This window comes from Hymenobacter aquaticus, from assembly GCF_004765605.1.
Classification (GTDB): domain Bacteria; phylum Bacteroidota; class Bacteroidia; order Cytophagales; family Hymenobacteraceae; genus Hymenobacter; species Hymenobacter aquaticus.
Genome location: NZ_SRLC01000001.1, coordinates 105,696 through 126,677 on the forward strand (window position 1 = coordinate 105,696; position 20,982 = coordinate 126,677).

Sequence of the window (20,982 nt, forward strand, 5' to 3'; positions counted from 1 at the left end):
ACTTATTGTTTTTGAATGAAACACTTTTCCGCAACCGGATCTGCCAGAGGGGCGTGCCCGCTACGAAGCTTAGGGCTTCTGACAGGAGTGTGGCTGTTTGCCCTCCCAGGATTGGCACAGTCCTTCTCCAGCAGCGTGCCGCCGGCACGCGCTACCACGGCTCCGCTCCCCAGCCTCGTGCTGCCGTCGCCGCTGCCCGGCAAGGTTGTCGGCACGGGTAGCAGCAGCCGGTTGCTGGCGGTGTCGCCGACGGTCACCAGCGTGTCGCCGATGCCCAACAAGGCCAGTGCCCCGCGCGCCAGCAACGTCACCTTTACGCTCTCGCAGGCGCTCAACGCGGGCTCCGCCAACGCCGTGCGCGTGTTTGGCAGCCGGCGCGGCGGGCTGCTGGCCGGCGCGGGCTCGGTGAGCGGCAGCACCGTCACCTTCAACCCGACCCTCGACTTCCAGCCCGGCGAAACGGTACAGGCTACCCTCACCACCGCGGCCCAGAGCACCAGCGGCATCCCCGTGGACCGGGGCTACGTCACGTCGTTTGTGGCGGCGGTCAGCAACGGTGCCGGCACCTACACGGCCGCCCCCAACCTCACCATTCCCGGCAACGGTCAGGGAGTTGCAATAGGCGACGTGAACGGTGATGGTATTATGGATGTCGTCATCGGGACGGGCAATAGCACCCTGCTCACGTACATTGGCACGGGCGGCGGCAGCTTCGCCGCGCCGGTGAGCACTGCCACCGGGTCTGGCCCCAGTCAGGTGGTGTTGGCCGACGTGGACAACGACGGCGACCTGGATGCCGTGACACCCAGCTTCGGGGCGGGCGGCACCTCGGTGCACCGCAACGTGGGCGGCGTGCTGGGCGCGGCTACCCTGCTCCCCACTGGCCCCAGTCCGCGGAATGTGGCCGTGGTAGATGTGGACGGCGACGGCGACCTGGATATTCTGACCAATAGCGTCGGCAACAGTAACGTGACGCTGAACCTGAACAACGCCGGCACGTTTGCCGCTGCCACGCAGGTTGCTACTACGGGCGCCAGTCCCTACGGGATAGCGGCCGCCGACTTCAACGGCGACGGTATCATGGACTTTGCCACGGCCGACGCTAATGGTAATACCTTGAGCATCAGGCTGGGCGTGGGCAATGGTACGTTCACCGCCGCTGCCAACGTTAACCCCGGCCTCACCCCCTTTGGCCTGGTCGCCGGCGACCTGAACGGTGACAATATCGCCGACCTGGTCACCTGCAACCGCAACGGTACGACCGTGGTAGTAGCTTTGGGCGTGGGCAACGGCACTTTTGGTACTCCTACCACCGTTACGGTTGGCTCGCAGCCCATCGACGTGAGCCTGGCCGACGTGGATGCCGATGGCGACCTGGACCTGCTGGTAGCCAATTTCAACGGCGCCAACGTGAGCGTGTGCCGCAACAGCGGCGCGGGCACGTTTGCCGCCGCGGCCACCTACGCTGCCAACACCCAGCCTTTCGTCATCATGCCGGGCGACGTGAACGGCGACGGGGCCCTGGACCTGGTAACCGCTAATCTTGCCAGCACTGCCACCACGGTGCTGTATAACGGGACCAGCCTGACGGATCTGACGGTGAGCACCACGGCCAACATCCCGGGCGGTGCCTACAACAACATCACCGTGACGGGCACGGGCGTGGGCACCGTTACGGGCTCAGTGTCGGTGGCCGGGGCCTTCGTGGTGCAGCCCGGCGGCGTGCTCAATACTAACTGCCAGGCCATCAGCGGCAGCGGCACCTTCACGCTCCAGGCCGGTGCCGAACTGCAGATCTGCGACCCGGCCGGCATCAGCAGCACCGGGGCTACCGGCGCGGTGCAGGTAATCGGGGCGCGCACCTTCAGCTTCTCGGGCCGCTACACTTACAACGGCACGGCGGCGCAAGTGACGGGCAACGCCCTGCCCAGCCGCGTGCGCGACCTGGCCGTAAGCAATGGCACCGGCGTGACGCTGAGCGCGGCCACCAGCGTGGCCCAGGTGCTGCGCCTGACCAGCGGCGTGCTGAACACCAACGGCCAGCCCCTGACGCTGCTCTCCACCGACTCGACCGGTACGGCCCTGGCCGTGAACACCAACGGCAGCGTGACGGGCAACGTGACGGTGCAGCGCTACATCAACCCCAGCCTGAACGCCGGGCCGGGCTACCGCCACTACGCCGCGCCCGTGACCAACACCACCGTGGCCGACCTGGCTACCGGTGGCCCCAACCCGTTTTCGCCCACGCTCAACGCGGCTTACAATACCTCGGCTACGCCCAACCTGATTACGCCTTTCCCCACGGTGTTTGGCTACGATGAGAGCCGCGTGCTGACCAGCCCCGCTACCACCTACTCGGGTTTCGACAAGGGCTGGTTTTCGCCCGCTGCCGCCACCGATCCGCTGACTCCGGGCCTGGGCTACACCGTTAATATTGCCGGCAGTGAGAAAGTTGACTTCGTGGGCACGCTCGGTAACGGCCCCGTCTCGCGCACGCTCAACCGGGCCGGTGGCTCCGAAGGCGGCCTGCACCTGGTGGGCAACCCGTACCCCGCCCCGCTGGACTGGAGCAAAGTCACCATTCCCGCCGGCCTCGACAATGCCATGTACGTGTACCAGAGCACCGCGCAGTACGCCGGTGGCTACCGCAGCTACGTGGGCGGCATCGGCGACCCGCTGGTGAGCAGCGGCCAGGGCTTCTTCGTCCGCGTGACGCCGGGTAGCTCGTCCGCCACGCTGACCTTCACCAACACGGCCCGCGTGACGACTTACGCCACCCAGCCGGCCTTCAACCGCTCGGCCGAAACCCGGCCCCTGGTGCAGCTGCGCTTGCAGGGCCAGGGCAGCCCCCTCACCGATGATGCCTACGTGTATCAGCAGGCCGATGCCACCGCCGGCATCGACGCGGCCTACGACGCGGTGAAGCTCTCCAACCCCCACGGCCTGAACGTGGCCTCTGTGGCCGCCGGCCAGGAAGTAGCCATCAACGGCCTGCCCGTGCTGACGGCGGCTACCGTGGTGCCCCTGCGCCTGACCGTGCCCCAAGCCGGCACTTACTCCCTCAGCGCCCAACAGCTGTTGAACACGGCGCCCGGCACCGTATTCCTGCACGACGACGTAACGGGCCGCGACGTGAACCTGAGCCAGCAGGCAGTGTATAGCTTTGAGCTGAGCAGCCTGACGGCCGCCAACCGCTTCTCGCTGCGCTTCGAGCCTTCCCGGCCATTGGCTGCCCAAGCCAGCCCATTGGCGGCCGCTACGGGCGTATATCCCAACCCGGCGCACGGCAGCTTCCTGGTGCAGCTCCCCAAAGTGGCCCAGGGCGGCACGGCCGAGCTGGTGCTGCTGAATGCCCTCGGGCAGCAGGTGCATCAGCAGGCCGCCGCACTGTCGGCGGTAGGCAGCAGCGCTACCGTACGGGTGCCGGCGCTGGCGGCTGGAGTCTACGTTCTGCAGGTGCGCCTGGGAACGGAAGTCATCAGCAAGCGCATCGTACTCAATTAATCGGAGAGCCGCAGGCAGGCCCGCTTTGCTTGCTTCTGCCGCTCTAATTGATGGGTAGTCCCGCTGCTGTCGGCCGGAAGGGCTACGGCAAAAAAAACACCCCGCGCTTCATAGTGCGGGGTGTTTTTATGTTGGGCTAGCCAATCTTGCCGATGCTGCGCCAGCGCCTGGAGTACTGCCACCATATTTCCGAATGTTCTACCCGTTGCGGCTCGTACTGCGGGGCCGTGCCGAACGAGAAAATCACCTGGGGCAAGCTGGGCCAGGACCCGCCCGGGCTCATCACCGGGTCGGACGCGGCCATCGTGGCCCGCTGGTGTTGAGTGTGACGCTGGGGCGCCTGCTACGTTGTAAAAAGCCCGCCGCTGAGGTTCAGCGGCGGGCTTTTTTGTGTGTTATTCCAGAAAACCGCGCTTAGTGAGCAGGGGCCACCGGGCGGGCCGGCGCGGGGGCTGCCGTGGTCTGGGCCTGCCGCTGGCGGCGCTGCTGCTCGATAATCTGCTTTTTCACCGCATCGGGCTGCAGGCTCATCCAGAGGATACCAATCAGAAGGGGCGGCAGGAAAATACCCAGCACGAAGGGGAAAAAGCCTCGTAGCAGCCGGCCCGCGAGGCTCAGGCCGGTGTGGGCCAGCATCGAGCCGTAGGCCCAGGTGGCGTAGCCCAGGCTCAGGGCCGATACCGCGAAGCTGACCTGCTGGATCTGGGGCGTGCCGGAGAAAACGTACGTGAGGGGCATAGCCAGCAAGGTCAGGAAATTGCAGGCGCCCGTAACGAAGGCTACCATGACCAGGCACTCGGCGTAGTTGTAGCCCCCAAGGCGCAAAAACAGGCGGGCAAAAGCGGCTATGATGGGCACCAGAGCCACGTAGTACCAGCTCAGGTACTTGGCCAGCAGGGCCGTGGACGTCTTCTGCATCTGCCACACGGCCTCGGGCACGGCCGGGTCGCGGGGCGGGGTCAGATCGATGTGCAGCACGGCGGACAAAAAGGCGTAGATACCGGTCACGAGCAGCAGCAGGGACAGGGGCGGGAAGTGGGGCTTGCGCTGCCCGGCCAGGTAGCCCCGGATGGTGGCGCCGGGGCGCAGCAGAAGGTTCCGCAGGGAGTACACAATGCCCTTGTCTACGTGCCAGATGCTGTGCGGAACCTCGTGGAGCATGTGGGCCATTGTGAGGCGGTGGGTGTGGTGGGCATCCTGCCCGCAGTGCCCGCAAAACCGCTCGGGCACCAGCGTGCCGCAGTTCAGGCAGGTGGCGGGGCCGGGCCCGGAGGCATGGCCCCCCGTGGCCCCGTGCCCGGAGCCGACCAGGGCCAGGTCGATAGCCAGCGTGGGAGGAGAGGTGATTTCCATGTAGGGTAGAGAGGATATTTTTGAAAGAAAGCCACTTGTTCTAAAAATTGCAAGCAAAAAAGCCCGCCGCTGATATTCAGCGGCGAGCTTTTTTGCAAACGTTTGGCCCTCTTAGGCCGGGATAATCGTGGTGAAGTCAGCATCGTAGGTGCGCCGTGACTCCCCCAGCTTAACCAACAACTCCTCCGCCGCTAGCCGGATTGCGGCCCAAGTGCTGTGGACGACAATAGACTCCCACCGCCAAAGCGAAGCTGGCACCGCGTCGACCTGGCTTTTGAAAGCCAGCAAGTCGTTTCTTAGAGCTTTGCTGACCTTACCGTGTCTGAAATTGGCCTCGAAGACCGGCTCGTTAAAAGCATATTCGTATTCCGATTCCAATTCGAAGACCGGGTCGAATACCGGCCCCGCCAAGCTATGCAGGTAGCTGGGAGAGGCGGCGAACAGTGCCAGCGAGTTGTAGAGGCAGCTGTAATAATAGGCAGCTTGAAACGCGTCTTCTGGGGTGCTCATGCTGCTGGAAAGTGCGTTTTGGGAGCAGTAACTACGGATTGTGCCCTACGCCAGCTCGGCCACCCGCACCTCCTGCGGCACGCCCACGGCCTCGAAGGCCTGGCTCAGGTCCAGCATCAGATCCTGAGCATCTTCCACCCCGATGCTGAGGCGAATCATCTGGGAGGTGATGCCCATTTCGAGCTGGTCGGCGGGGGTAATGTCGGAGTGGGTCATGGTGGCCGGGTGCTCGGCCAGGCTTTCGGTGCCGCCCAGGCTCACGGCCAGCTTGATGAGCTTCAGGGCGTTGAGGAAGCGGAAGGCTTCGGCCTCGCCGCCCCGGATGTCGAACGAAATCATGGAGCCGGGCGAGAGGCAGTGGCGGCGGTAGATGTCCTGCTGCTTGGGGCAGTGCTCCAGGTGGGTCAGGTAATAGGTGCGGGCCACCAGGGGGTGCTGCCGCAGCCAATCGGCAATAACCTGGGCCGAGGCGGCGGCGCGCTCCATGCGCAGCTTCAGGGTTTCGAGGCTACGCATCAGCATCCAGCCGGTGTTCGGGTCGCACATGGTGCCCATGAAGGTGCGCATTGCCTTGATTTCCTTCATCAGGCTTTTGCTGCTGAGGGCCGCGCCGGCAATCAGGTCGGAGTGGCCGCCCAGGAACTTGGTGGCCGAGTACAGCACCACGTCGGCGCCGTGCTTCAAGGGGTGCTGGAACACGGGGCCCAGGAAGGTATTATCCACCACCAGGCGCACGGGTTTCTCGGCCGAGCCGTAGCGGCGGGCCAGGGCGGCGCAGGCTTCCAGGTCGACGAGGTGGTTGGTGGGGTTGGCGGGCGTTTCCACGAAAATCATGGCCAGGCGGCCGGGGGCAATGGCCGCGGCCTGGGCTTCGAGCTGCTCGGGCGTGGCGGTGGGCAAAAAGCCCTGGGCCTCGATGCCGAACTTGCGCAGCACGTTCTTGAGGAAGAAGTCGGAGCCGCCGTACACGGGCTCGGAGTGCAGCACTACGTCGCCGGGCTGCAAGAGGGCCAGCAGGGTGGTGCTGATGGCGGCCATGCCCGAGGCAAAGGAGGCGGCTTCCTCGGCCCCGTCCCAGAGCGTGAGCCGGTGCTCCAGGATTTCGAGGCTGGGGTTGTTGAGGCGGGAGTAAATCAGGCCCATTTCCTCGTCGGGATTGGCCTGGCGCAGGCCGTAGGCCAATTCAAAAAAGGCTTTGCCTTCCTCGGCGTTCTTAAAAACGAAGGTCGAGGTCTGGAAAATGGGCGGTTTGATGGCGCCTTCGCTCCAGGCCGGGGTGTAGCCGTAGCTCATCATCAAACTCTCGGGGTGGAGCTGCTGCCCGTTGATGTGGGCGTGGTCTTGACGGTTGGTCATGACGGAAAAATGTTGGGTGGGTGGGAAGATTGGGTTCTGCGAAGGTAGCTTTTTCGGAGAAGTAGGGGGGCGCTCCGGCCGGGCGGGCCTTGCGCGCACAAAAAAAAGGCCGCCGCTGAATCCAGCGGCGGCCTTTTTGTATCCAGAACGGGGTAGAGACGCAATATTTTGCGTCTCATCGTTGAACGACCGTAACCGCGTAACACGGCGGATACGAAACAACATCAGCAACGACGAGACGCAAAATATTGCGTCTCTACATCTTTGACTTCACGTCGCCCTTGGCCGGCTTCGTGAACCACTTCGCATCGTAGAGGGCCAGCACGGCCTCGGGCTCATCGATGTGGAGCTTCACCTGGTCGAGCAGGTTGAGCTTGAGCTGGCGGGCGGCGGCTTTGCGCAGCTTTTTCTCTTCCTTGGAGTTGCCCTGCACGTCGCCCTTGGCCTCGCCCTGGGTTTCGCGGGCGGTGGTGTAGGCCGCTTGCAGGTCGGTGGCTTTGGTCGCCAGGTCGGCACCGAGTTCCGCCTTATAGGTCTGGGTCAGGTCGGCCACGCGCTGGAGCAGGGTGGGCAGCGTGAGCAGGGTGGCCTGGCTGTACTCCTTGCGGCCTTTGGGTAGAAACGCCGTCAGGGCCTCGGCATTGGGCTTCTTGCGTTTAAACTGGTACTCGGCCTCCACCAGCAGCTCGTCTTTGGCAAACTGCTTAAACTCGGCCAGCAGCTCCTCCACGGTGTCGGTTTTGCCCAGGCGCTGGCCCAGGTTCTGGTCTTGCTCGCCGAGCAGGGCGTGGTAGGCGGCCTGGTGGGGCTCCAGGCTGGCAATCATGGCCGCGTAGCGCCCGGCCTTGTTCTGGCTGGCGAGGCGGCTGAGGTGGCCATCCATCAGGTCGCGGAAATCATCCCGCGCCATTTTTTTGGAGGCAAACGGGTTCTTGAGAAATGGTAAGAACATAATAATGAGGGGTTAATTGTACTGGGATAAGATATAGAAATACGTAGATAAACCAATGACGCGGAAAAGATATCCTTGCCCATCGTTGGTAAGGCCACCCTACGCCCGGAAACCAGCCTTACCATCGTTGGTAATGCTCCTCTACGGCCGAAAGGTTGTCTTACCAACGATGGTAATGCTACCTTACGACCGAAAACCGGCGTTACCATCGTTGGTAACGGCATCCTACGCCCGAAAACCTGCCTTACCAATAGGGGCAGGACGTAGCCCTATGCAAAAGCTCTTCCTTCTTTTTCTGGCGACGCTCTTGCGGCTGGCCTTCGTGCCCCAGGCTATAGCCCAAAACTCGCCTGGCAAGCCCAAACCCAGCCTGACCCTCGCAATTGTCCCCACCTCGTATGCCGGCCCTGTCGCCAACAGCCCGATGATTGTGCTGAACTCCGCTGACGACCGTTTTTACGTGTTGCTTACCAATACTTCCGACCAGCCAGTCAAGCTATTCGAAGAATGGAACAGTTGGGGCTATTTCGGACTGTCCTTTGAAATAACGTATCCTAACGGTCAAAAAGTACGGTCAAGTAAAGAAGAGCGGGGATGGGATAAGAATGTGCCTACCACAGTCACCATTGCGCCCCACGGCTTTTACGTCTTCGCAGTGACCATGAATAATAATCCCAAGAACGGCGCTGTCTGGGAAAACTCGGTGCTCAATTATGAAAGCAAAAGTGACCGGGCCTATATAAGCTGCCGGATGCGGGCCATTTATTCCATTCAAAGGGACAAGGAAGCCATTGAAGAAAAGGCCTGGACCGGTACTGTTAGCTCGCCAGAGGGAAGTTACATCGTATGGCCCTAAGCCAGCACCGGGCCACCACTGGCGCCACTGGCGCGAGTTTAGGCGCAGCCGTAACTCGTGCCCAGCCATCAGGTGGAGGTTGTACCTCCACTGCCGCAACGCGGCAAGTCGGTACCGCGCCGCTTGGAGAAATCCGGGCGTTGTCGTTCGAACGGGGGAGGCACAGCCTCCCATAACTGATTGGCACGAGTTACGGCTGCGCCTAAACTCGCGCCAGGACAAAACCACGCTACTGCTTCCCCCGATAATCGGCAATGATGCCCTCGGCAATCCAGTTGGCTAGGGCCTGGCGGTTGTCGGCCACCACGAAGCGGCGCTGGTCTTTCTGGTTGCGGATGTTGCCCAGCTCCATGAATACGGCCGGGGCGTGGCTGTTGCGCACCTCGTACAGGGTGCCCCGCTCCGACACGTTGCCGGAGTAGGGGCGGTTGGGCTGGGCGCGCTTGTAGCGGCTGGTGAACACCCGGTGAATGTTCTTGGCCAGGCGCAGGCCGGTGGCGCTGTTGGGGTGGTGGTAAAAAAACACGTCGATGTTCTGGCCCACGCTGCGGCTATCCACGTGCAAGGCCAGCAGGCGCTGGTAGGCCCCCTTGTGGCGGGCGTAAAGCTTATTGACCTGGGCAATGCGCTGGCGCAGGCGCTGCACCTGGCTCAGCGGAATGCGCAGCTGCGGGTACTGCACCTCGTCGTAGTCCATGGGCAGCACGTTCTCGTCCCGGATGCCGTCGTTGGGGTCCTGCACCATCACGTAGACCAGGGCCCCGTAGGAGAGCAGCACCCGGGCCAGGCGCACGGTCACGTCGTAGGCGTACTCGTCTTCGGCCAACTGAAAGGAGCCGTACTGGCCGATGGCGCCGGGGTCGGGGCCGCCGTGGCCGGAGGACAGGTAGAATACCGCGCCCCGCAGCGGCCCGCGGCCGGCCCGGGCCAGGTTGTAGCGGGGCCCAAACAGGGCGGCGTTGCTAATCGGCGTTTTGCTGATGACCACCGGCGCTGCCGTGGCCACGCGGGCGGTTTTGACCCCGTTTTTACGGCTGCCGCCGACCGTCGCTTTGCGGGTGGCTACGGGCCGGGGCAGCAGGTAGGTGCGGCCGGTGATGAGGCCGTGGCGGCGGGTCAGGTTTTTCTTATTGAGCTGCTTGAAGGCGGCCCCGTAGCGGCCCGGGCTCAGGCCGTGGCGCAGCAGCAGGGTTTCGACCCCGTCGCCGTTGCGGGCCTTCACGCGCCGGTAGGCAGCCTGGGCAAACGCCTGCGCCGACAGCAGGCAAAAAAGCAGTAGGAGGGAGACGGTGCGCAAAAGCAAAACGGGATAAAAAGGCGGCCGGCGGCTGAGCAGAAGCACGTAGCCCCCGCGCCGGCCCCCGGAGCCCGACCAACGACAGAAGCCCTGCATACGTGCCACGGCCGGCTTCTGCCATACAATACTGCAAAGGAGGCAGTAAATCTTCAGAATATAGAATATAAAAAAGGCCCGCGGCCGAGCCGCGGGCCTGGGCCGGCTACGATTCCGGCGGGCCTGGCCGCCGGAGCGGGCCTTAGTGGCTTACCACGAAGCGGCGCGCCGGTGAGGCCGAGCCGTCGGCGGCGACCACCTGGTAGAAATACACGCCCGAGCGTAGTTCCCCGGCGTTGAGCAGCAGGTGGTCGAAGGTCGAATCGACCTGGTAGGTGGCGACCGTGCGCCCGGCCGCGTCGGTGATGCGCAGCGTGGCCGTGCCTTTCTTCACCTCGTAGGGCAGGCGCAGGCTTTCGGTGGCGGGGTTGGGGTAGGGCTGGCGTAGGCCGTCGGCTTCGGCCTGTTGGGTTTTGAGCGTGGTCAGGGTGCCGCCCAGGGCGTAGGCTACCACTTTGGAGCGGTTGCCGCCCGTGAGGCTGGGGTAGGCCTTGCTCAGCAGCATTTTGGTGCCCGCGCTGGTGTTGAAAATGTGGTTGACGTACGCCGAGTCGGAGCGCAGCAGCAGGGTGCCGGCCTCCGAGTACACGTTCAGCATGGTCGTTTCCTGGGAGGTGGCGTTGGTGCGGTTGTAGTACACGATGTACTCCAGGGCCGCATCCTGGTTGAAGAGCTTGTCGCTGACGTAGTCGATGCCAGGGGCACCGTAGCCGGCCGGGGGCGCGGGCACGGTCAGCTGCTTGAACTGGCTGTGGTTGAGGTTGTAGAGCGTCATCAGCCGGGTGGCCGAGTTGAAGCGCACGTACTTGGCTTCGCCGGTGGAGAGCTTAATCGGAAACAAGTCCTCGCTCTGCATGGCGGGGGCGTTGAGCACGTAGGTGTTTTCCAGCGTCACCTGGGCCGAGGCCGCCGTGCTGATGAGGAGCGAAGCGGCGAGTAGTAGTTTTTGCATGTAGAGTAGAATAGGGAAAAGAGCCAACCGGAGCGAAACAAGTGCTGCCGCCGGCGGCCTGCGCACAAGCCCCGGCGGGTGCCCCGGGCCACAAATTTATTGGCCGGGAGTTATTCAGTAACAGTATTCCGCTGGAAATTTACGCCTCGCGCCCGGGCCAGGCGCGGGGCGGCAGCCGGCCGCCACCCGAGGAAAAGCTCGTAGCTTACCGGCAAAAACCAACTGTACGCATGGGCTTTTGGAGTTTTCTGTTTGGCAAGCCCCTTCGCCTCGAAGACCAGGTGTTTGGTCGTTTACGCTATTTTGATACACCAGAATCTGGTGGTGGCTACTGGGAGGGAGAAACCCGGTTTACGGCGGCCCGCTACGAAGTCGGGTTGGCTATTGATGGCCCTAAAACAGGCCCAACGGCTGCTCAGCGGAGCTTTTATCAGGAAATAGAAGCCCGGTATGAACAGATGGTACCGGCTATAGCGCAACTAATAACGGCCACGTTTACAAAGTCGGAACCTGATTTTGTGATTCGTGATTTTAAGCAGGAATTTCAGCCGGACTTTCTCAGTTTGCCCGTTATCGAAAAACCAGATACTGCGGAACCGGCTTGGGAAATAGCCTTTGAAACAACGCATGCTAAAATCCGAATGGCCTCGGTGTATGTTGAGATGAGAGGCTTTCAGCCCTATTATGTGTACCTGATGGCCTAACCGCTATTCTCTGCCTTTATGCCTTCTACCCCGTCCATTCCCAAGAAACTCCTGGCCCGCCAGCACGAAATCACCGCCGATTTCCTGCGCCTGATTGACCAGCACCTGGCCGATATCGTCAGCGGCAAAGCCACGGAAATGTTTGAAATCCGGGACCTGGCCGGCCAGCTCTGCATTCATCCCACCCACCTGAGCAACACCATCAAGCTCACGACCGGCCACGCGCCCTGCTACTTTTTCGAGGCCCGCCTGATGGACCTGGCCCGGGCGCAGCTGCTGGACGCGACCCGCTCCGTGGCCGACATTGCCCAGGGCCTGACCTACGACCCCTCGAACTTCACCAAGTTTTTCAAGCGCTTCCAGGGCTGCACGCCCAAGCAGTACCGCGAGCAGCAGTGGGAAGCCCAGCGCCTGGAAGCCTCGGGCGGCTATGCGCTCTAACTAACGCGTCCTGCCCGCAACGCCAGTGGCCCGCCCCATCAACTCTGGATGGAGCGGGCCACTGGTAGGTTTAGCTTTGGCCGGGGGCGTTAGGCTTGGCGGGTTTTCTGGTAGGCTTCGAAGCTGTTGCGCACGGCCGCCAGCAGCGCGGCATACTTGCGCCGGGCCAGCTGGCTCGACTCCAACTGGTGCAGATGATTGTCGATCAGGTGGCAAAACTCATCCCGCGAGAATCGGGGATTGGACGCTGGCTTTTGCACGAGAATAGAGCTGAAGAAACGGACAGTAGAAGAACACTGGCTACGGGTAACAGTAGCAGCTATACTACGCAAGATTGCAAGAAGAAGTGATGGAGACTATAGCTCGCCCAAAAAAACCGCTGAGCCCCTACGCATAGGCGTTAAACTACAACGGCTCCCGGGTGAAGCCGGGAGCCGTCGGTAGGCAACAGATGACCAGAGCCGGAGCCTGCCGCTAGAAGCGGAACAGGGGCCGGGCCGGGTTCCAGATGCCCCACGGAATCATGAGCAGCACCAGCAGCAGGGCAATGGTAAACCACACGAAGGCGCGCTTGTGCTTGAGTACCGGGTCGGTAGCTTTCTTGGACAGGGTGCGGCCCACCTGGGCGGCAATGACGGCCAGCACCATCGTGGCAATGTGCTCGACGCCCCAGAAACGCCCAATCGGGTCTTTCATGACGGCGGCGCCGGCCGTTTCAAACGCCTTCACACCGAAGGGGCTCAGGCCGAAGTACAGAATCAGGCCCAGCAGCAGCTGCAGGTGCATCGAGCCCACGAAGGCGGCGCCCATGCCGTTGTCGGCCCCGAGGTAGGGCTTGCGGCCCTGCCAGCCGCCCAGCGCGCGGAAAATGGCAATCAAACCAAAAATCAGAACCAGCCAGCGGCTCCAGGAGTGCAGAATGAGTACGGCGTTGTACATAAGCAGAAGGGAAGGGTGAAGCGGTAAAGGTCGGGGCTGGAAACCAGATTGCCGCGCCGGCCGCGCAAAAAGTGGAGCCGGCGGCTTTACAGGGCGCGCGGCGTGAGCAGCGTGGCCGGCAGGGGACAGGCCTCGGCATCCGGCGCGGGTGCTGGCGCGGGCACCGGCCGGGGCCGCCCGTCGAAGCAAAACAGCTCCTCGCTCAGAAACAGGTCGCCTTCCTGCCGCAGAATGGCCAGGTTGTCGAGCATGAGCTTCATGTTGAAGGTTTGGCGGTTCAGGTACTGCAGCACCGGGCCCAGCAGCTCGGGCGTGGTGTCGTGCAGGGCCAGGGAAATGTGGGGCAGCCAGCAGTCGGGCCCGCTGAACTTATCGGTGCGCAAACACAGCGGCGCGGTGGCCCGGATGATGCGCTGGTGCAGCTGGTTCAGCGCGTCGGTGCGCAGCACCGGGATGTAGATAACCGGGTTGGGCCCCGGAAACACGCCCAGGCCGGTGGTATGCACCTCAAACGGGGCGGTGGTGGCCGCAATGTCGCGGAGCACCGTTTTCAGCGCCGAGAGCTTGCGCACCCCGGCCAGCTGGTAAGTGATGTGCGGATCGGGGGTTGCCTGCACGTCGTCGAGGCCGAATTCCGTTTCCAGCCCCTTGATGATGCGGTTGATGCGGTTCGCGTAGTGCGGCGTGAGCAGAGTGGTGATGGCGAGCATACCTGCTAAACTCCATAACCGGCCCCGAGGTTGAGCTGGACCGGTATTTCCTGGCCGCTCCCGGTGCGGACCGGCTTTGCTGAAGGGCAGATTCAGTATATTTCCCCGGCTGGCGGCGGGGCTGCCGGCGGGTTTCACGTCTCCGTTGTGCTGCGCTATGGCTATCCTCGTTTTCTTTCTGGCCCACTGGTACCTGTCGCTGTTTACGCAGTCGTTTTTTCAGCACCGCTACGCCGCCCACCGCATGTTTAGCATGCACCGGTACTGGGAAAAGGTGTTTTTCGTGCTGACCTACCTCTGGCAGGGCTCCTCGTACCTGTCGCCGCGGGCCTACGCGCTGCTGCACCGCCTGCACCACGCCTACTCCGACACCGAGCGCGACCCGCACTCCCCGCACTACTCGGCCAATGCCTTCCTGATGATGTGGAAAACGCGGACCGTGTACCACGACGTGCTCTACGGCCGCTCCCGGGCTGCCGAGCGGTTTGCCCAGGGCGACTACCCCGAGTGGCGCGGCTTGGACGAGTTCGGCAACAAGTGGTACTCGCGCGTGGCCTGGGGCGTGTTTTACATTCTGTTCTACGTGCAGTTTGCCACGGCCTGGTGGCAGTACCTGCTGCTGCCCATCCACTTCACGATGGGTGCCGTGCACGGGGCCATCGTCAACTGGAGCGGCCATAAGTACGGCTACCAGAACTTCGACAACCACGATAAGTCGCGCAACTCCCTGTTTTTCGACTTTCTTACCGGCGGGGAGCTGTTTCAGAACAACCACCACAAGCTGCCCAGCCGCGCCAACTTCGGGGTGAAGTGGTGGGAGCTGGACCCCACGTACCCCGTCATCTGGACCCTGGATAAGCTGCGCGTCATCCGCCTCCGCAAAGACGGCGCCCAGCTCCTGCGGTAAGTGGGCCGCCGCTGGCAAACCGGCCACCTACGCTGCCTGGGCCGTTGCTGCCTCCCGGCTGGTCGTTGGGGCATTGGTACTGCGGCCGAGGAGTATAACTATAACCAGACGAAAAGTTCGGTAAGCGGCCGGCAGCACATCGAAAGTTGTTTTTCTGCTACCGGCAAAACACCTAAATTTATGTTTGTGACACTCAGGCCGAAGCGTTAGTCATTGTGAGAGCTCAACCATAAACTGAACTTTTGCCTTTCTCTGCTGTTGCTGCCTCTGATACATTTGCACAACGCAATTTTTCTTTACCCACGGCGGCGGATAGCTGTAGTTGCGTTCAACTCGCTGGTTGTCAGTTATTGGGTAACAGGTACACTATGGACGAAATTCTATTTGACGTCAATTTGCAGCAACTGCCCGATGAGTATCTCACCGGGGAGTGGTGCGTGGCAGACCGGGTGCTGAACCGGGGCAACCCGAACAGCGCGCTGGCGCAGGCCACCAAGCTGACGCTGCAGCCGGGCACTTTGCAGGTGCACGCTCCGGCCCAGCACGACGCGGGCCAGTGGTCGGTGCAGCGCGACGCGCTGCTGAACCGGCCCTACCTGGAGCTGCAGCTGCTGCAGGAAGAAACCAAGGCCCTGATTACGCGGCTCCGGCGCTCCGCCGACGGCCTGCAGAGCCAGCTTAACTTGTATTTCCAGTCGGGCATGGAGTTGCAGCTCGCCCAGCCCTGTTGATTTTTCTTTCCCTATGTTACCCTCTGAATCTTTGTCAAGCGAAGAGCAAATCCGGCAGCAGGCAGAAGCGCAATTCCGTCTTTTCGCTGATTTTATCCCGCAGCTGGTCTGGTTTACCGACCCCACGGGCTTTCATACCTACTTCAACCAGCGTTGGATTGACTTCACCGGCTACTCGCTGGAGGACAGCGTGGGGCCGGATATGTGGAACAACCTGTTGCACCCCGACGACCAGCAGCGGGCCCGCCAGGTGTGGGGCCACTCGCTGGCCACCGGCGAGTTTTACGAAATCGAGTACCGCTTCAAGTCCAAAGCCGGCGACTACCGCTGGTTTCTGGGCCAGGCCCAGCCCCAGTACGACGAAAACGGGCAGATCCGGCAGTGGTTCGGCACCTGCACCGACATTCACGACCAGAAGCTCACAGAGCTGGCCCTGCGCCGGCGCGAGCAGGAGCTGGAGCGCGCCTACGCCGACCTGGAAGTGAAAGTAACGTTCCGCAACCTGGAGCTGGAGCGGCAGGTGCAGGAGTTGCAAAAGCGCCTGGGCAGCTAAGCCGCCGGGCCCGGATTGATTTTTTGCAAAAGGCTTTCCCCGGCGGGAAAGCCTTTTTTTGTCTGGCAAGGGCGGGGTAGGCCTGACGGCGGAAGCAGCGGGCCAAAACAAAACGGGATTCGGCCGGTGGTATGGCCGTAAGCGTAGCGTTCTGCGTTTAGGTCAATTCCCTCTGTCTTTGACTTTCCCGTGACTCTACTCTCCTCTGTCCCCACGACCAACGAGCCGCTGGTTTTGGCCGGCAAGAAACCGCGCCGCTGGCCTTATTGGGTGGGTGGAATCCTGCTGGCGCTGCTCGTGGTGCTGGGCGTGGCACTAGCGCGGCTCGACCCGTGGCTGCGCCGGACGCTGGAAAAGCAAGTCGCCCGGCAGAGTGAGGGGCGCTACCAGCTGCGCATCGGCGAGCTGCACACCCAGCTGCTGACCGGCACGGTCCGGCTCCGTGACCTGCGCCTGCGCCCCGCCGCCGCCGACTCCTGCTGGCAGCAAACCCGCCTGCCCCGGCTACTGGCCGACGTGCGGGAGCTGCGCCTCTCCGGCATCGGCCTGTGGGCCGCCCTGCGCGGGTCCGTCGTGCCCGTTGATACCGTGCTGCTGGCCGGGGCCCGCCTGCGGGTGCTGCGGCTGCCCCCACCCAATCCCGCCGCCCAGCCCCTGCACGAGCAGCTGCCCCAGCACTTTGATGGTCTTCGCATCGGCTACCTGGGGCTGCGGGAGCTGCAGGCCGCGTACGGGCCCGGCCGGGTGCCGCAGGCCAGCGTGCGGCAGGCTTCTTTTTCGGCCCACGACCTGCTGCTGAGCGCCGCCGGAGCCGCCGACTCCCAGCGCGTTGGCTACGCGGCGGCCTGGGCCGGCGGGCTGCGGCGCGGCGTGATGACCGTGGCCCGGCACCGGGTGCTGGTGGGCGCGGCGCAGTTTGCCTCCCGCCGCCAGCAGCTCACCGTCGATTCGCTGCGGGTTCGGTCCCTGGATGCCATGCAGCGGCAGGGCAAGGTCGTGCGGGTACACCTTGTGTTGCCCCGGCTTCAGGTCGGCGGCCTGCGCCTAACCGCCTTGCGGAGCCGCCAGCTGCGGCCCGATTCGGTGGTGCTGACCCGGCCCTGGCTGGCGTTGGCCCTGCCCACTCAGCCGCCCCCGCCGCTGCATGAGGTGCTGGCGCCGTACCTGCGGCAGGTGCAGCTGGGGCAGCTGCGGGTGCGCGGCGGCACCCTGCACCTGACGGCCATCAAGCCCCAGCCCCGAATCCAGGACATTCGCCTGCTGGCCGACAACGTGCTGCTGACGGCCGCCGGGGCCCAGGACCCAAGCCGGATCTGGTACGCCAAAAGCTGGGAGCTGCGCACCGGGCGGGTCCAGACCACGGTTTCGGCCCCGGTGTACTGGCTGGGTTTGCGCAGCATCGAGCTGCTGACGCGCACGGGCCGGGTGCAGGCCACCGGCATCATGCTGAAGCCCACGATGACGCCCTCGGCCCTGGCCCGCTACAAAGGCCACCAGACGCCCCACATTACGGTGCGGGCCCACGCGCTGCAAATTGCCGGCTTCGACTTCGCTGCCTTTGCCCGCCGCCGCTCGTTGCTGGCCGAGCAGCTGCGGATAACGAAGATGCGCGTGCTCATTGCCGGCGACGGGCGCTTTGCCCTGAACCCCAAGGCCTCGTTGGTCACGCAGGAGTCGTTGGCCAAGCTGGCGGTGCGCCTGAACGTGCGCCGGGTACAGCTCGTCAACGCCTACGTGGCCACGTCCTACATCGGGCCCACTACGGGCCGGCCGGGCTACATTAGCTTCAACCGCATCAACGTGACGCTGCGCAACGTGACCAACGACCCGCGGCTGATGACGGCTGCCACGCCGATGACGGCCCAGGCCAGCGGCTGGCTGCAAAACAGCTGGTACGCCACCGCCGCCTTCCGGATTCCGCTGCTCGACCCGGCCGGGCGGCACAGCGGGCAAGGCACGTTCGGCCCGGCCTCCATTACGCTGCTCAACACCATGACCGAACCGACCCGTTTGGTGCGCTTCGAAAGCGGCAACGTGCGTCGCGCCACCGTCCGGTTTCAGGGCAGCCGCCGGCAGATTACCGGCACCATGCAAGCCGAATACTCGGACCTCAAGCTTACGCTGCTCAGCAAAAACGGCGGCCCCGATCAGAAAACCCTGCTTACCAAGTTGGGTTCCAAGCTGCTCAACGGCATCGTCATCCGGGACGAGAACCCGCGCGGGCTGGGCCCCGACAAGCTGAAAGTCGGCTCGATGGAAAGCCGGCGCGACCTGCGCGTCTCGGTGTTTTCCCTGTGGCGGCAGGGGTTGGTCAGCGGCCTGCTGAACAGCATCGGGGCACCCAAAAAAGTGGCCCGGCACATCAGCGAGCAGCCGTAAGCTGCTGCCGTGGTGCCGGGCCAGCGCAGAAGCAAAAAGAGTTAAAACTTCAGCTTACTCAAACTGAAGTCGGGGGAGGAAGAGGGGACAGGCTGCAGCAGTTCGTTGAGCCGGGAGTAGAGCACATAGGTTTCAGTCGTCGTGGTACGGGCCAGGGCGGTGGGGTATTGGGACAAGCCGGCAAAGGTGCCGGATAGCGTGGCCGTAGTCCAACCGTTGTTGCTCGTCAGGCGAAATACCTTTGCCTGACTGCCGCTCACCCCACAAAGTGTGGTAGCATCCATCAGCGTGAGGCCATCCACACCCGTCAGGTCCTGGCCGGTGACTACCGTCGTGAAGCCCACGGGATTGGTTAGCGGCACCTTAAGTAAGCTGCCATCGTCAGTTTTGGCCACCAGCAGATAGCCGTCGGGGTGAAACACGATGCCATTGAGGCCAAATTTTTCGGCTGGGGCACCGAGCCGGGCATCTTCCAAGAACACGGTGGCTTTGCCTTTATTGTCGACTTTATAGATAACCGGGGCGAAGCTGTCCGTCACGTAACAGTTGCCGGCAGCATCTACGGCTACGTCGTTGGCAAAATGCTGGAGTAGGGGCCGTAGGCTACCCAAATCTACGTAGCTGATCTGCTTGCCCAAAGCATCAAAGGAAGCCAGCGCCGCCAGCTTATCCTTGGTGGCCGCCGACGTTTTGGCCTTGTTATAACCTGGGTCGGAAATAGTGACCAGCAGGCGGTTGCCAACGGCGTCAATCTGCAGGCCGCACGAGGAGACGAGGCTGGTGTGGGTAATGAAAGGCTTATAGGTTGTCAACGACCCTACGCCTATTCGGCCGATGGTGCCCGTGGTGAGGGAACTCAGATAGAACAGCTTGCTATTCGTATCAAATTCCACGCTTTCCGGGTACAAGCTGGGTTGCCGGTAGGTAATCAGGTCAGGCGTTGGAGGGGGCACCGGCTTGTTAGGCTCGGGCAGGCTGGTATCCACACAGGCCGATAAACCCAGTAGGCTTGCTAGCAGGCTACAAACTGGTATACTGCTTCTTCTGCGCGTAAAGTAATTGGGCATAACAAGATTGAGGAGAGCTGTTTTGAAAAGAGTCGGTATTAGCAATGAAAATAGCAGACCCGCCACCCACTGCAGCGGTTGGCAGGCCTGGTGTGCGGTACGATTCTACAACACGCCGCCAGGCCTCGGTAGGAAGCAAGTAGGGATTCCTGCCGAGGCCGATTCGGGGCAAAGCAGACGTGCCGACGTAGTTAAAACTTCAGCTTGGCAATGTTGAACTTGGTGGCCGCCGGCGTGGCGGGCGTTTGCAGCTCGTTGATGCGCGAATACAGCACGTAAGTTTCCGTGGCGCTGCGCCGGGCCAGGGTGGTGGGATATTCGGGCAGAGTGGCGAAGGTGCCGGCCACCGTTACGTCGCCCCAGCCATTGGCCGTGGTCAGGTTGTAGACTTTCGACTGGGAGTTGCAGGAGGCGTACAGCCGGCCGGCTTCTATTAGGGTCAGCCCGTCGATGCCCTTCAGATCCTGGCTGCTGCCGACTTTGGTGAAGGCCGTGGGGTTACTCAGCGGCACTTTGAACAGGCTGCCGTCATCCGTCTTGGCGACCAGCAAGTAGCCGTCGGGGTGCACCTCGATGCCGTTGAGGCCAAACTGCCCGGCCGGGGCACCCAGGCGGGCATCTTCCAGGAAAACCGAGGCCACGCCCGCCACGTCGACCTTATAGATGATGGGAGCGAAGCTGTCGGTGACGTACACGTTGCCGGCCTGGTCAACGGCCATATCGTTGGCGAAGTGGCTCAGGGCGGGCCGCAAGCTGCCCAGGTCGACGTAGCCCACGCGCTTGCCAAACCCGTCGTAGCTGGCCAGCGCCGCCAGCTTGCCCTTGGTGGCGGCCGTGGTTTTGTCCTTGTTGTAGCCGGGGTCGGAAACGGCCACCAGCAGGCGGTTGCGTTCCGCGTCGATGTGCAGGCCCACCGACGACACCAGGCTGGCGTCGGTAACGAACGGGGCGTAGGAGCCATCATCGGCCACCTGGCTGATGATGCCGGTGGTCAGGGAGCTCACCAGAAAGCGGCGGCCGTTGGTGTCGTAGTCGATGCCTTCCGGATACAGATTTTCCTTGGTGAAGGTCACCAGGTCGGCCCCGGGGGGAGGCGCCAGGGTAGGCTCTACGTCGTTGTTGAAGCAGGCCGAGAGGCTGACAGAGCCCACCAGCAGGCCCATCATCATCGTGAACTGGCGTGCGCCCCGTGGTTTTAAGCGAAAAGAAGTCATGCGAAGAACAGCGTAAAAGCAGAAAATAATCTTGAAACGTGCGGGCCCCCACCGGGACCAGGCCGCCGGACGAAGCTTTGCTTACAGATAAGAGCCGTTGGGGGCCGGAAAAAGTTGCCTGGCGCACAAGATTAGTAGAATTGTCGCAGATGCCGGGCCGCCCGCAGCCCGCAAAACGAACAAGCCCCGCGTTTTGGTGTTTGCAGCCTATGCCTCGTCCTTCCTCATCGGTGCCCGCCAAGCTGGTCAAAGGGAATCTGCCCACCAAAGTCTGCGCCGTGTGTGGCCGGCCGTTTGAGTATCGCAAAAAATGGCGCAACTGCTGGGATGAGGTAAAGTACTGCGGCGAGAAGTGCCAGCGCCATAAGGCCGGCCGGCCGGCGCCGCAGTAGCGAAGCGCCGCTCTCATTCCTGGCTCTACCCCCGCCGCGCGCCTGGCGCCGTAGGGCCGCGCTGCGTAT

At 62.9% G+C, this 20,982-nt stretch carries 21 protein-coding genes; 10 read left to right on the forward strand and 11 right to left on the reverse strand.

The genetic code is table 11. The features are described 5' to 3' along the window. The first annotated feature begins 111 nt into the window (after positions 1 to 111). The gene (locus E5K00_RS00450; RefSeq protein WP_167856680.1) at positions 112 to 3,504 is read left to right on the forward strand and encodes an FG-GAP-like repeat-containing protein; all 3,393 of its coding nucleotides are present in this window, start codon (positions 112 to 114) and stop codon (positions 3,502 to 3,504) included. A 152-nt stretch (positions 3,505 to 3,656) separates the two neighbouring features. After that, the gene (locus E5K00_RS22695) at positions 3,657 to 3,827 is read left to right on the forward strand and encodes a hypothetical protein (protein WP_167856681.1); all 171 of its coding nucleotides are present in this window, start codon (positions 3,657 to 3,659) and stop codon (positions 3,825 to 3,827) included. 91 nt (positions 3,828 to 3,918) lie between these two features. Here the strand turns inward: E5K00_RS22695 and E5K00_RS00455 are convergent, their stop codons facing one another. The 4 genes from E5K00_RS00455 to E5K00_RS00470 all read right to left on the reverse strand — a co-directional run bounded on the left by E5K00_RS00455 (position 3,919) and on the right by E5K00_RS00470 (position 7,675). Then, positions 3,919 to 4,857, reverse strand: a complete 939-nt coding sequence (locus E5K00_RS00455) for a DUF3667 domain-containing protein (protein WP_135460635.1) — start codon at positions 4,855 to 4,857, stop codon at positions 3,919 to 3,921. Between the two features lie 111 nt (positions 4,858 to 4,968). Then, complete coding sequence (locus tag E5K00_RS00460) at positions 4,969 to 5,367, reverse strand: hypothetical protein (protein ID WP_135460636.1); 399 nt, start codon at positions 5,365 to 5,367, stop codon at positions 4,969 to 4,971. A 45-nt stretch (positions 5,368 to 5,412) separates the two neighbouring features. Further along, positions 5,413 to 6,723 (reverse strand): cystathionine gamma-synthase family protein, encoded by a 1,311-nt coding sequence (locus E5K00_RS00465; RefSeq protein ID WP_135460637.1) that lies wholly within the window; start codon positions 6,721 to 6,723, stop codon positions 5,413 to 5,415. Positions 6,724 to 6,979: 256 nt separating this feature from the next. Further along, the gene (locus tag E5K00_RS00470; RefSeq protein WP_135460638.1) at positions 6,980 to 7,675 is read right to left on the reverse strand and encodes a hypothetical protein; all 696 of its coding nucleotides are present in this window, start codon (positions 7,673 to 7,675) and stop codon (positions 6,980 to 6,982) included. A 271-nt stretch (positions 7,676 to 7,946) separates the two neighbouring features. On the opposite strand from E5K00_RS00470, the gene E5K00_RS00475 reads away from it, so the two are divergent. Further along, positions 7,947 to 8,531, forward strand: a complete 585-nt coding sequence (locus E5K00_RS00475; RefSeq protein WP_135460639.1) for a hypothetical protein — start codon at positions 7,947 to 7,949, stop codon at positions 8,529 to 8,531. A gap of 229 nt (positions 8,532 to 8,760) precedes the next feature. On the opposite strand, the gene E5K00_RS00480 is transcribed toward E5K00_RS00475, so the two are convergent. Continuing rightward, a complete protein-coding gene (locus tag E5K00_RS00480) occupies positions 8,761 to 9,828 on the reverse strand; it encodes an N-acetylmuramoyl-L-alanine amidase family protein (RefSeq protein ID WP_245328176.1) in 1,068 nt (355 codons plus the stop codon). Between the two features lie 238 nt (positions 9,829 to 10,066). Then, positions 10,067 to 10,876 carry a T9SS type A sorting domain-containing protein gene (locus E5K00_RS00485; protein WP_135460641.1) on the reverse strand — a complete coding sequence of 270 codons (810 nt, stop codon included), beginning with the start codon at positions 10,874 to 10,876 and terminating at the stop codon, positions 10,067 to 10,069. A gap of 41 nt (positions 10,877 to 10,917) precedes the next feature. Here E5K00_RS00485 and E5K00_RS00490 point away from each other — a divergent pair, with 41 nt between their 5' ends. Both E5K00_RS00490 and E5K00_RS00495 read left to right on the forward strand, forming a co-directional pair. Further along, a complete protein-coding gene (locus tag E5K00_RS00490) occupies positions 10,918 to 11,580 on the forward strand; it encodes a hypothetical protein (protein ID WP_135460642.1) in 663 nt (220 codons plus the stop codon). An 18-nt stretch (positions 11,581 to 11,598) separates the two neighbouring features. Beyond that, complete coding sequence (locus E5K00_RS00495; protein WP_135460643.1) at positions 11,599 to 12,021, forward strand: helix-turn-helix domain-containing protein; 423 nt, start codon at positions 11,599 to 11,601, stop codon at positions 12,019 to 12,021. 89 nt (positions 12,022 to 12,110) lie between these two features. On the opposite strand, the gene E5K00_RS22700 is transcribed toward E5K00_RS00495, so the two are convergent. The 3 genes from E5K00_RS22700 to E5K00_RS00505 all read right to left on the reverse strand — a co-directional run bounded on the left by E5K00_RS22700 (position 12,111) and on the right by E5K00_RS00505 (position 13,670). Beyond that, entirely contained in the window at positions 12,111 to 12,281 is a 171-nt protein-coding gene (locus tag E5K00_RS22700; protein ID WP_167856682.1) for a hypothetical protein, read from the reverse strand. Between the two features lie 214 nt (positions 12,282 to 12,495). Next, a complete protein-coding gene (locus E5K00_RS00500; protein WP_135460644.1) occupies positions 12,496 to 12,960 on the reverse strand; it encodes a hypothetical protein in 465 nt (154 codons plus the stop codon). 86 nt (positions 12,961 to 13,046) lie between these two features. Next, positions 13,047 to 13,670 (reverse strand): 2'-5' RNA ligase family protein, encoded by a 624-nt coding sequence (locus E5K00_RS00505; RefSeq protein WP_135460645.1) that lies wholly within the window; start codon positions 13,668 to 13,670, stop codon positions 13,047 to 13,049. Positions 13,671 to 13,827: 157 nt separating this feature from the next. Here E5K00_RS00505 and E5K00_RS00510 point away from each other — a divergent pair, with 157 nt between their 5' ends. The 4 genes from E5K00_RS00510 (at position 13,828) to E5K00_RS00525 (ending at position 18,240) form a co-directional block, all read left to right on the forward strand. Beyond that, on the forward strand, positions 13,828 to 14,577 hold the full coding sequence (locus tag E5K00_RS00510) for an acyl-CoA desaturase (RefSeq protein ID WP_135460646.1): 750 nt from the start codon (positions 13,828 to 13,830) through the stop codon (positions 14,575 to 14,577). 368 nt (positions 14,578 to 14,945) lie between these two features. After that, positions 14,946 to 15,308, forward strand: a complete 363-nt coding sequence (locus tag E5K00_RS00515) for a hypothetical protein (protein WP_135460647.1) — start codon at positions 14,946 to 14,948, stop codon at positions 15,306 to 15,308. A 31-nt stretch (positions 15,309 to 15,339) separates the two neighbouring features. Continuing rightward, on the forward strand, positions 15,340 to 15,861 hold the full coding sequence (locus E5K00_RS00520) for a PAS domain-containing protein (RefSeq protein ID WP_167856683.1): 522 nt from the start codon (positions 15,340 to 15,342) through the stop codon (positions 15,859 to 15,861). Positions 15,862 to 16,050: 189 nt separating this feature from the next. After that, positions 16,051 to 18,240, forward strand: coding sequence for a serine/threonine-protein kinase (locus tag E5K00_RS00525; protein WP_135460649.1), 2,190 nt, complete (start codon positions 16,051 to 16,053; stop codon positions 18,238 to 18,240). A 41-nt stretch (positions 18,241 to 18,281) separates the two neighbouring features. Here E5K00_RS00525 and E5K00_RS00530 read toward each other — a convergent pair whose 3' ends face one another. Together E5K00_RS00530 and E5K00_RS00535 are read right to left on the reverse strand one after the other, a co-directional pair. Beyond that, positions 18,282 to 19,226, reverse strand: coding sequence for a gluconolaconase (locus tag E5K00_RS00530; RefSeq protein ID WP_135460650.1), 945 nt, complete (start codon positions 19,224 to 19,226; stop codon positions 18,282 to 18,284). Positions 19,227 to 19,498: 272 nt separating this feature from the next. Further along, the gene (locus E5K00_RS00535; RefSeq protein ID WP_135460651.1) at positions 19,499 to 20,521 is read right to left on the reverse strand and encodes an SMP-30/gluconolactonase/LRE family protein; all 1,023 of its coding nucleotides are present in this window, start codon (positions 20,519 to 20,521) and stop codon (positions 19,499 to 19,501) included. 209 nt (positions 20,522 to 20,730) lie between these two features. Here E5K00_RS00535 and E5K00_RS00540 point away from each other — a divergent pair, with 209 nt between their 5' ends. Beyond that, the gene (locus tag E5K00_RS00540; RefSeq protein ID WP_135460652.1) at positions 20,731 to 20,913 is read left to right on the forward strand and encodes a DUF2256 domain-containing protein; all 183 of its coding nucleotides are present in this window, start codon (positions 20,731 to 20,733) and stop codon (positions 20,911 to 20,913) included. Positions 20,914 to 20,982 lie beyond the last annotated feature (69 nt).

Excerpts from the sequence above, each read along its gene's own strand:
- E5K00_RS00455 (WP_135460635.1), bottom strand. The coding sequence starts at position 4,857 with ATGGAAATCACCTCTCCTCCCACGCTGGCTATCGACCTGGCCCTGGTC.
- E5K00_RS00495 (WP_135460643.1), top strand. The coding sequence starts at position 11,599 with ATGCCTTCTACCCCGTCCATTCCCAAGAAACTCCTGGCCCGCCAGCAC.
- E5K00_RS00470 (WP_135460638.1), bottom strand. The coding sequence starts at position 7,675 with ATGTTCTTACCATTTCTCAAGAACCCGTTTGCCTCCAAAAAAATGGCG.
- E5K00_RS22695 (WP_167856681.1), top strand. The coding sequence starts at position 3,657 with ATGCTGCGCCAGCGCCTGGAGTACTGCCACCATATTTCCGAATGTTCT.
- E5K00_RS00460 (WP_135460636.1), bottom strand. The coding sequence starts at position 5,367 with ATGAGCACCCCAGAAGACGCGTTTCAAGCTGCCTATTATTACAGCTGC.
- E5K00_RS00540 (WP_135460652.1), top strand. The coding sequence starts at position 20,731 with ATGCCTCGTCCTTCCTCATCGGTGCCCGCCAAGCTGGTCAAAGGGAAT.
- E5K00_RS00535 (WP_135460651.1), bottom strand. The coding sequence starts at position 20,521 with ATGACTTCTTTTCGCTTAAAACCACGGGGCGCACGCCAGTTCACGATG.
- E5K00_RS00465 (WP_135460637.1), bottom strand. The coding sequence starts at position 6,723 with ATGACCAACCGTCAAGACCACGCCCACATCAACGGGCAGCAGCTCCAC.
- E5K00_RS00485 (WP_135460641.1), bottom strand. The coding sequence starts at position 10,876 with ATGCAAAAACTACTACTCGCCGCTTCGCTCCTCATCAGCACGGCGGCC.
- E5K00_RS00505 (WP_135460645.1), bottom strand. The coding sequence starts at position 13,670 with ATGCTCGCCATCACCACTCTGCTCACGCCGCACTACGCGAACCGCATC.
- E5K00_RS00475 (WP_135460639.1), top strand. The coding sequence starts at position 7,947 with ATGCAAAAGCTCTTCCTTCTTTTTCTGGCGACGCTCTTGCGGCTGGCC.
- E5K00_RS00515 (WP_135460647.1), top strand. The coding sequence starts at position 14,946 with ATGGACGAAATTCTATTTGACGTCAATTTGCAGCAACTGCCCGATGAG.
- E5K00_RS00510 (WP_135460646.1), top strand. The coding sequence starts at position 13,828 with ATGGCTATCCTCGTTTTCTTTCTGGCCCACTGGTACCTGTCGCTGTTT.
- E5K00_RS00500 (WP_135460644.1), bottom strand. The coding sequence starts at position 12,960 with ATGTACAACGCCGTACTCATTCTGCACTCCTGGAGCCGCTGGCTGGTT.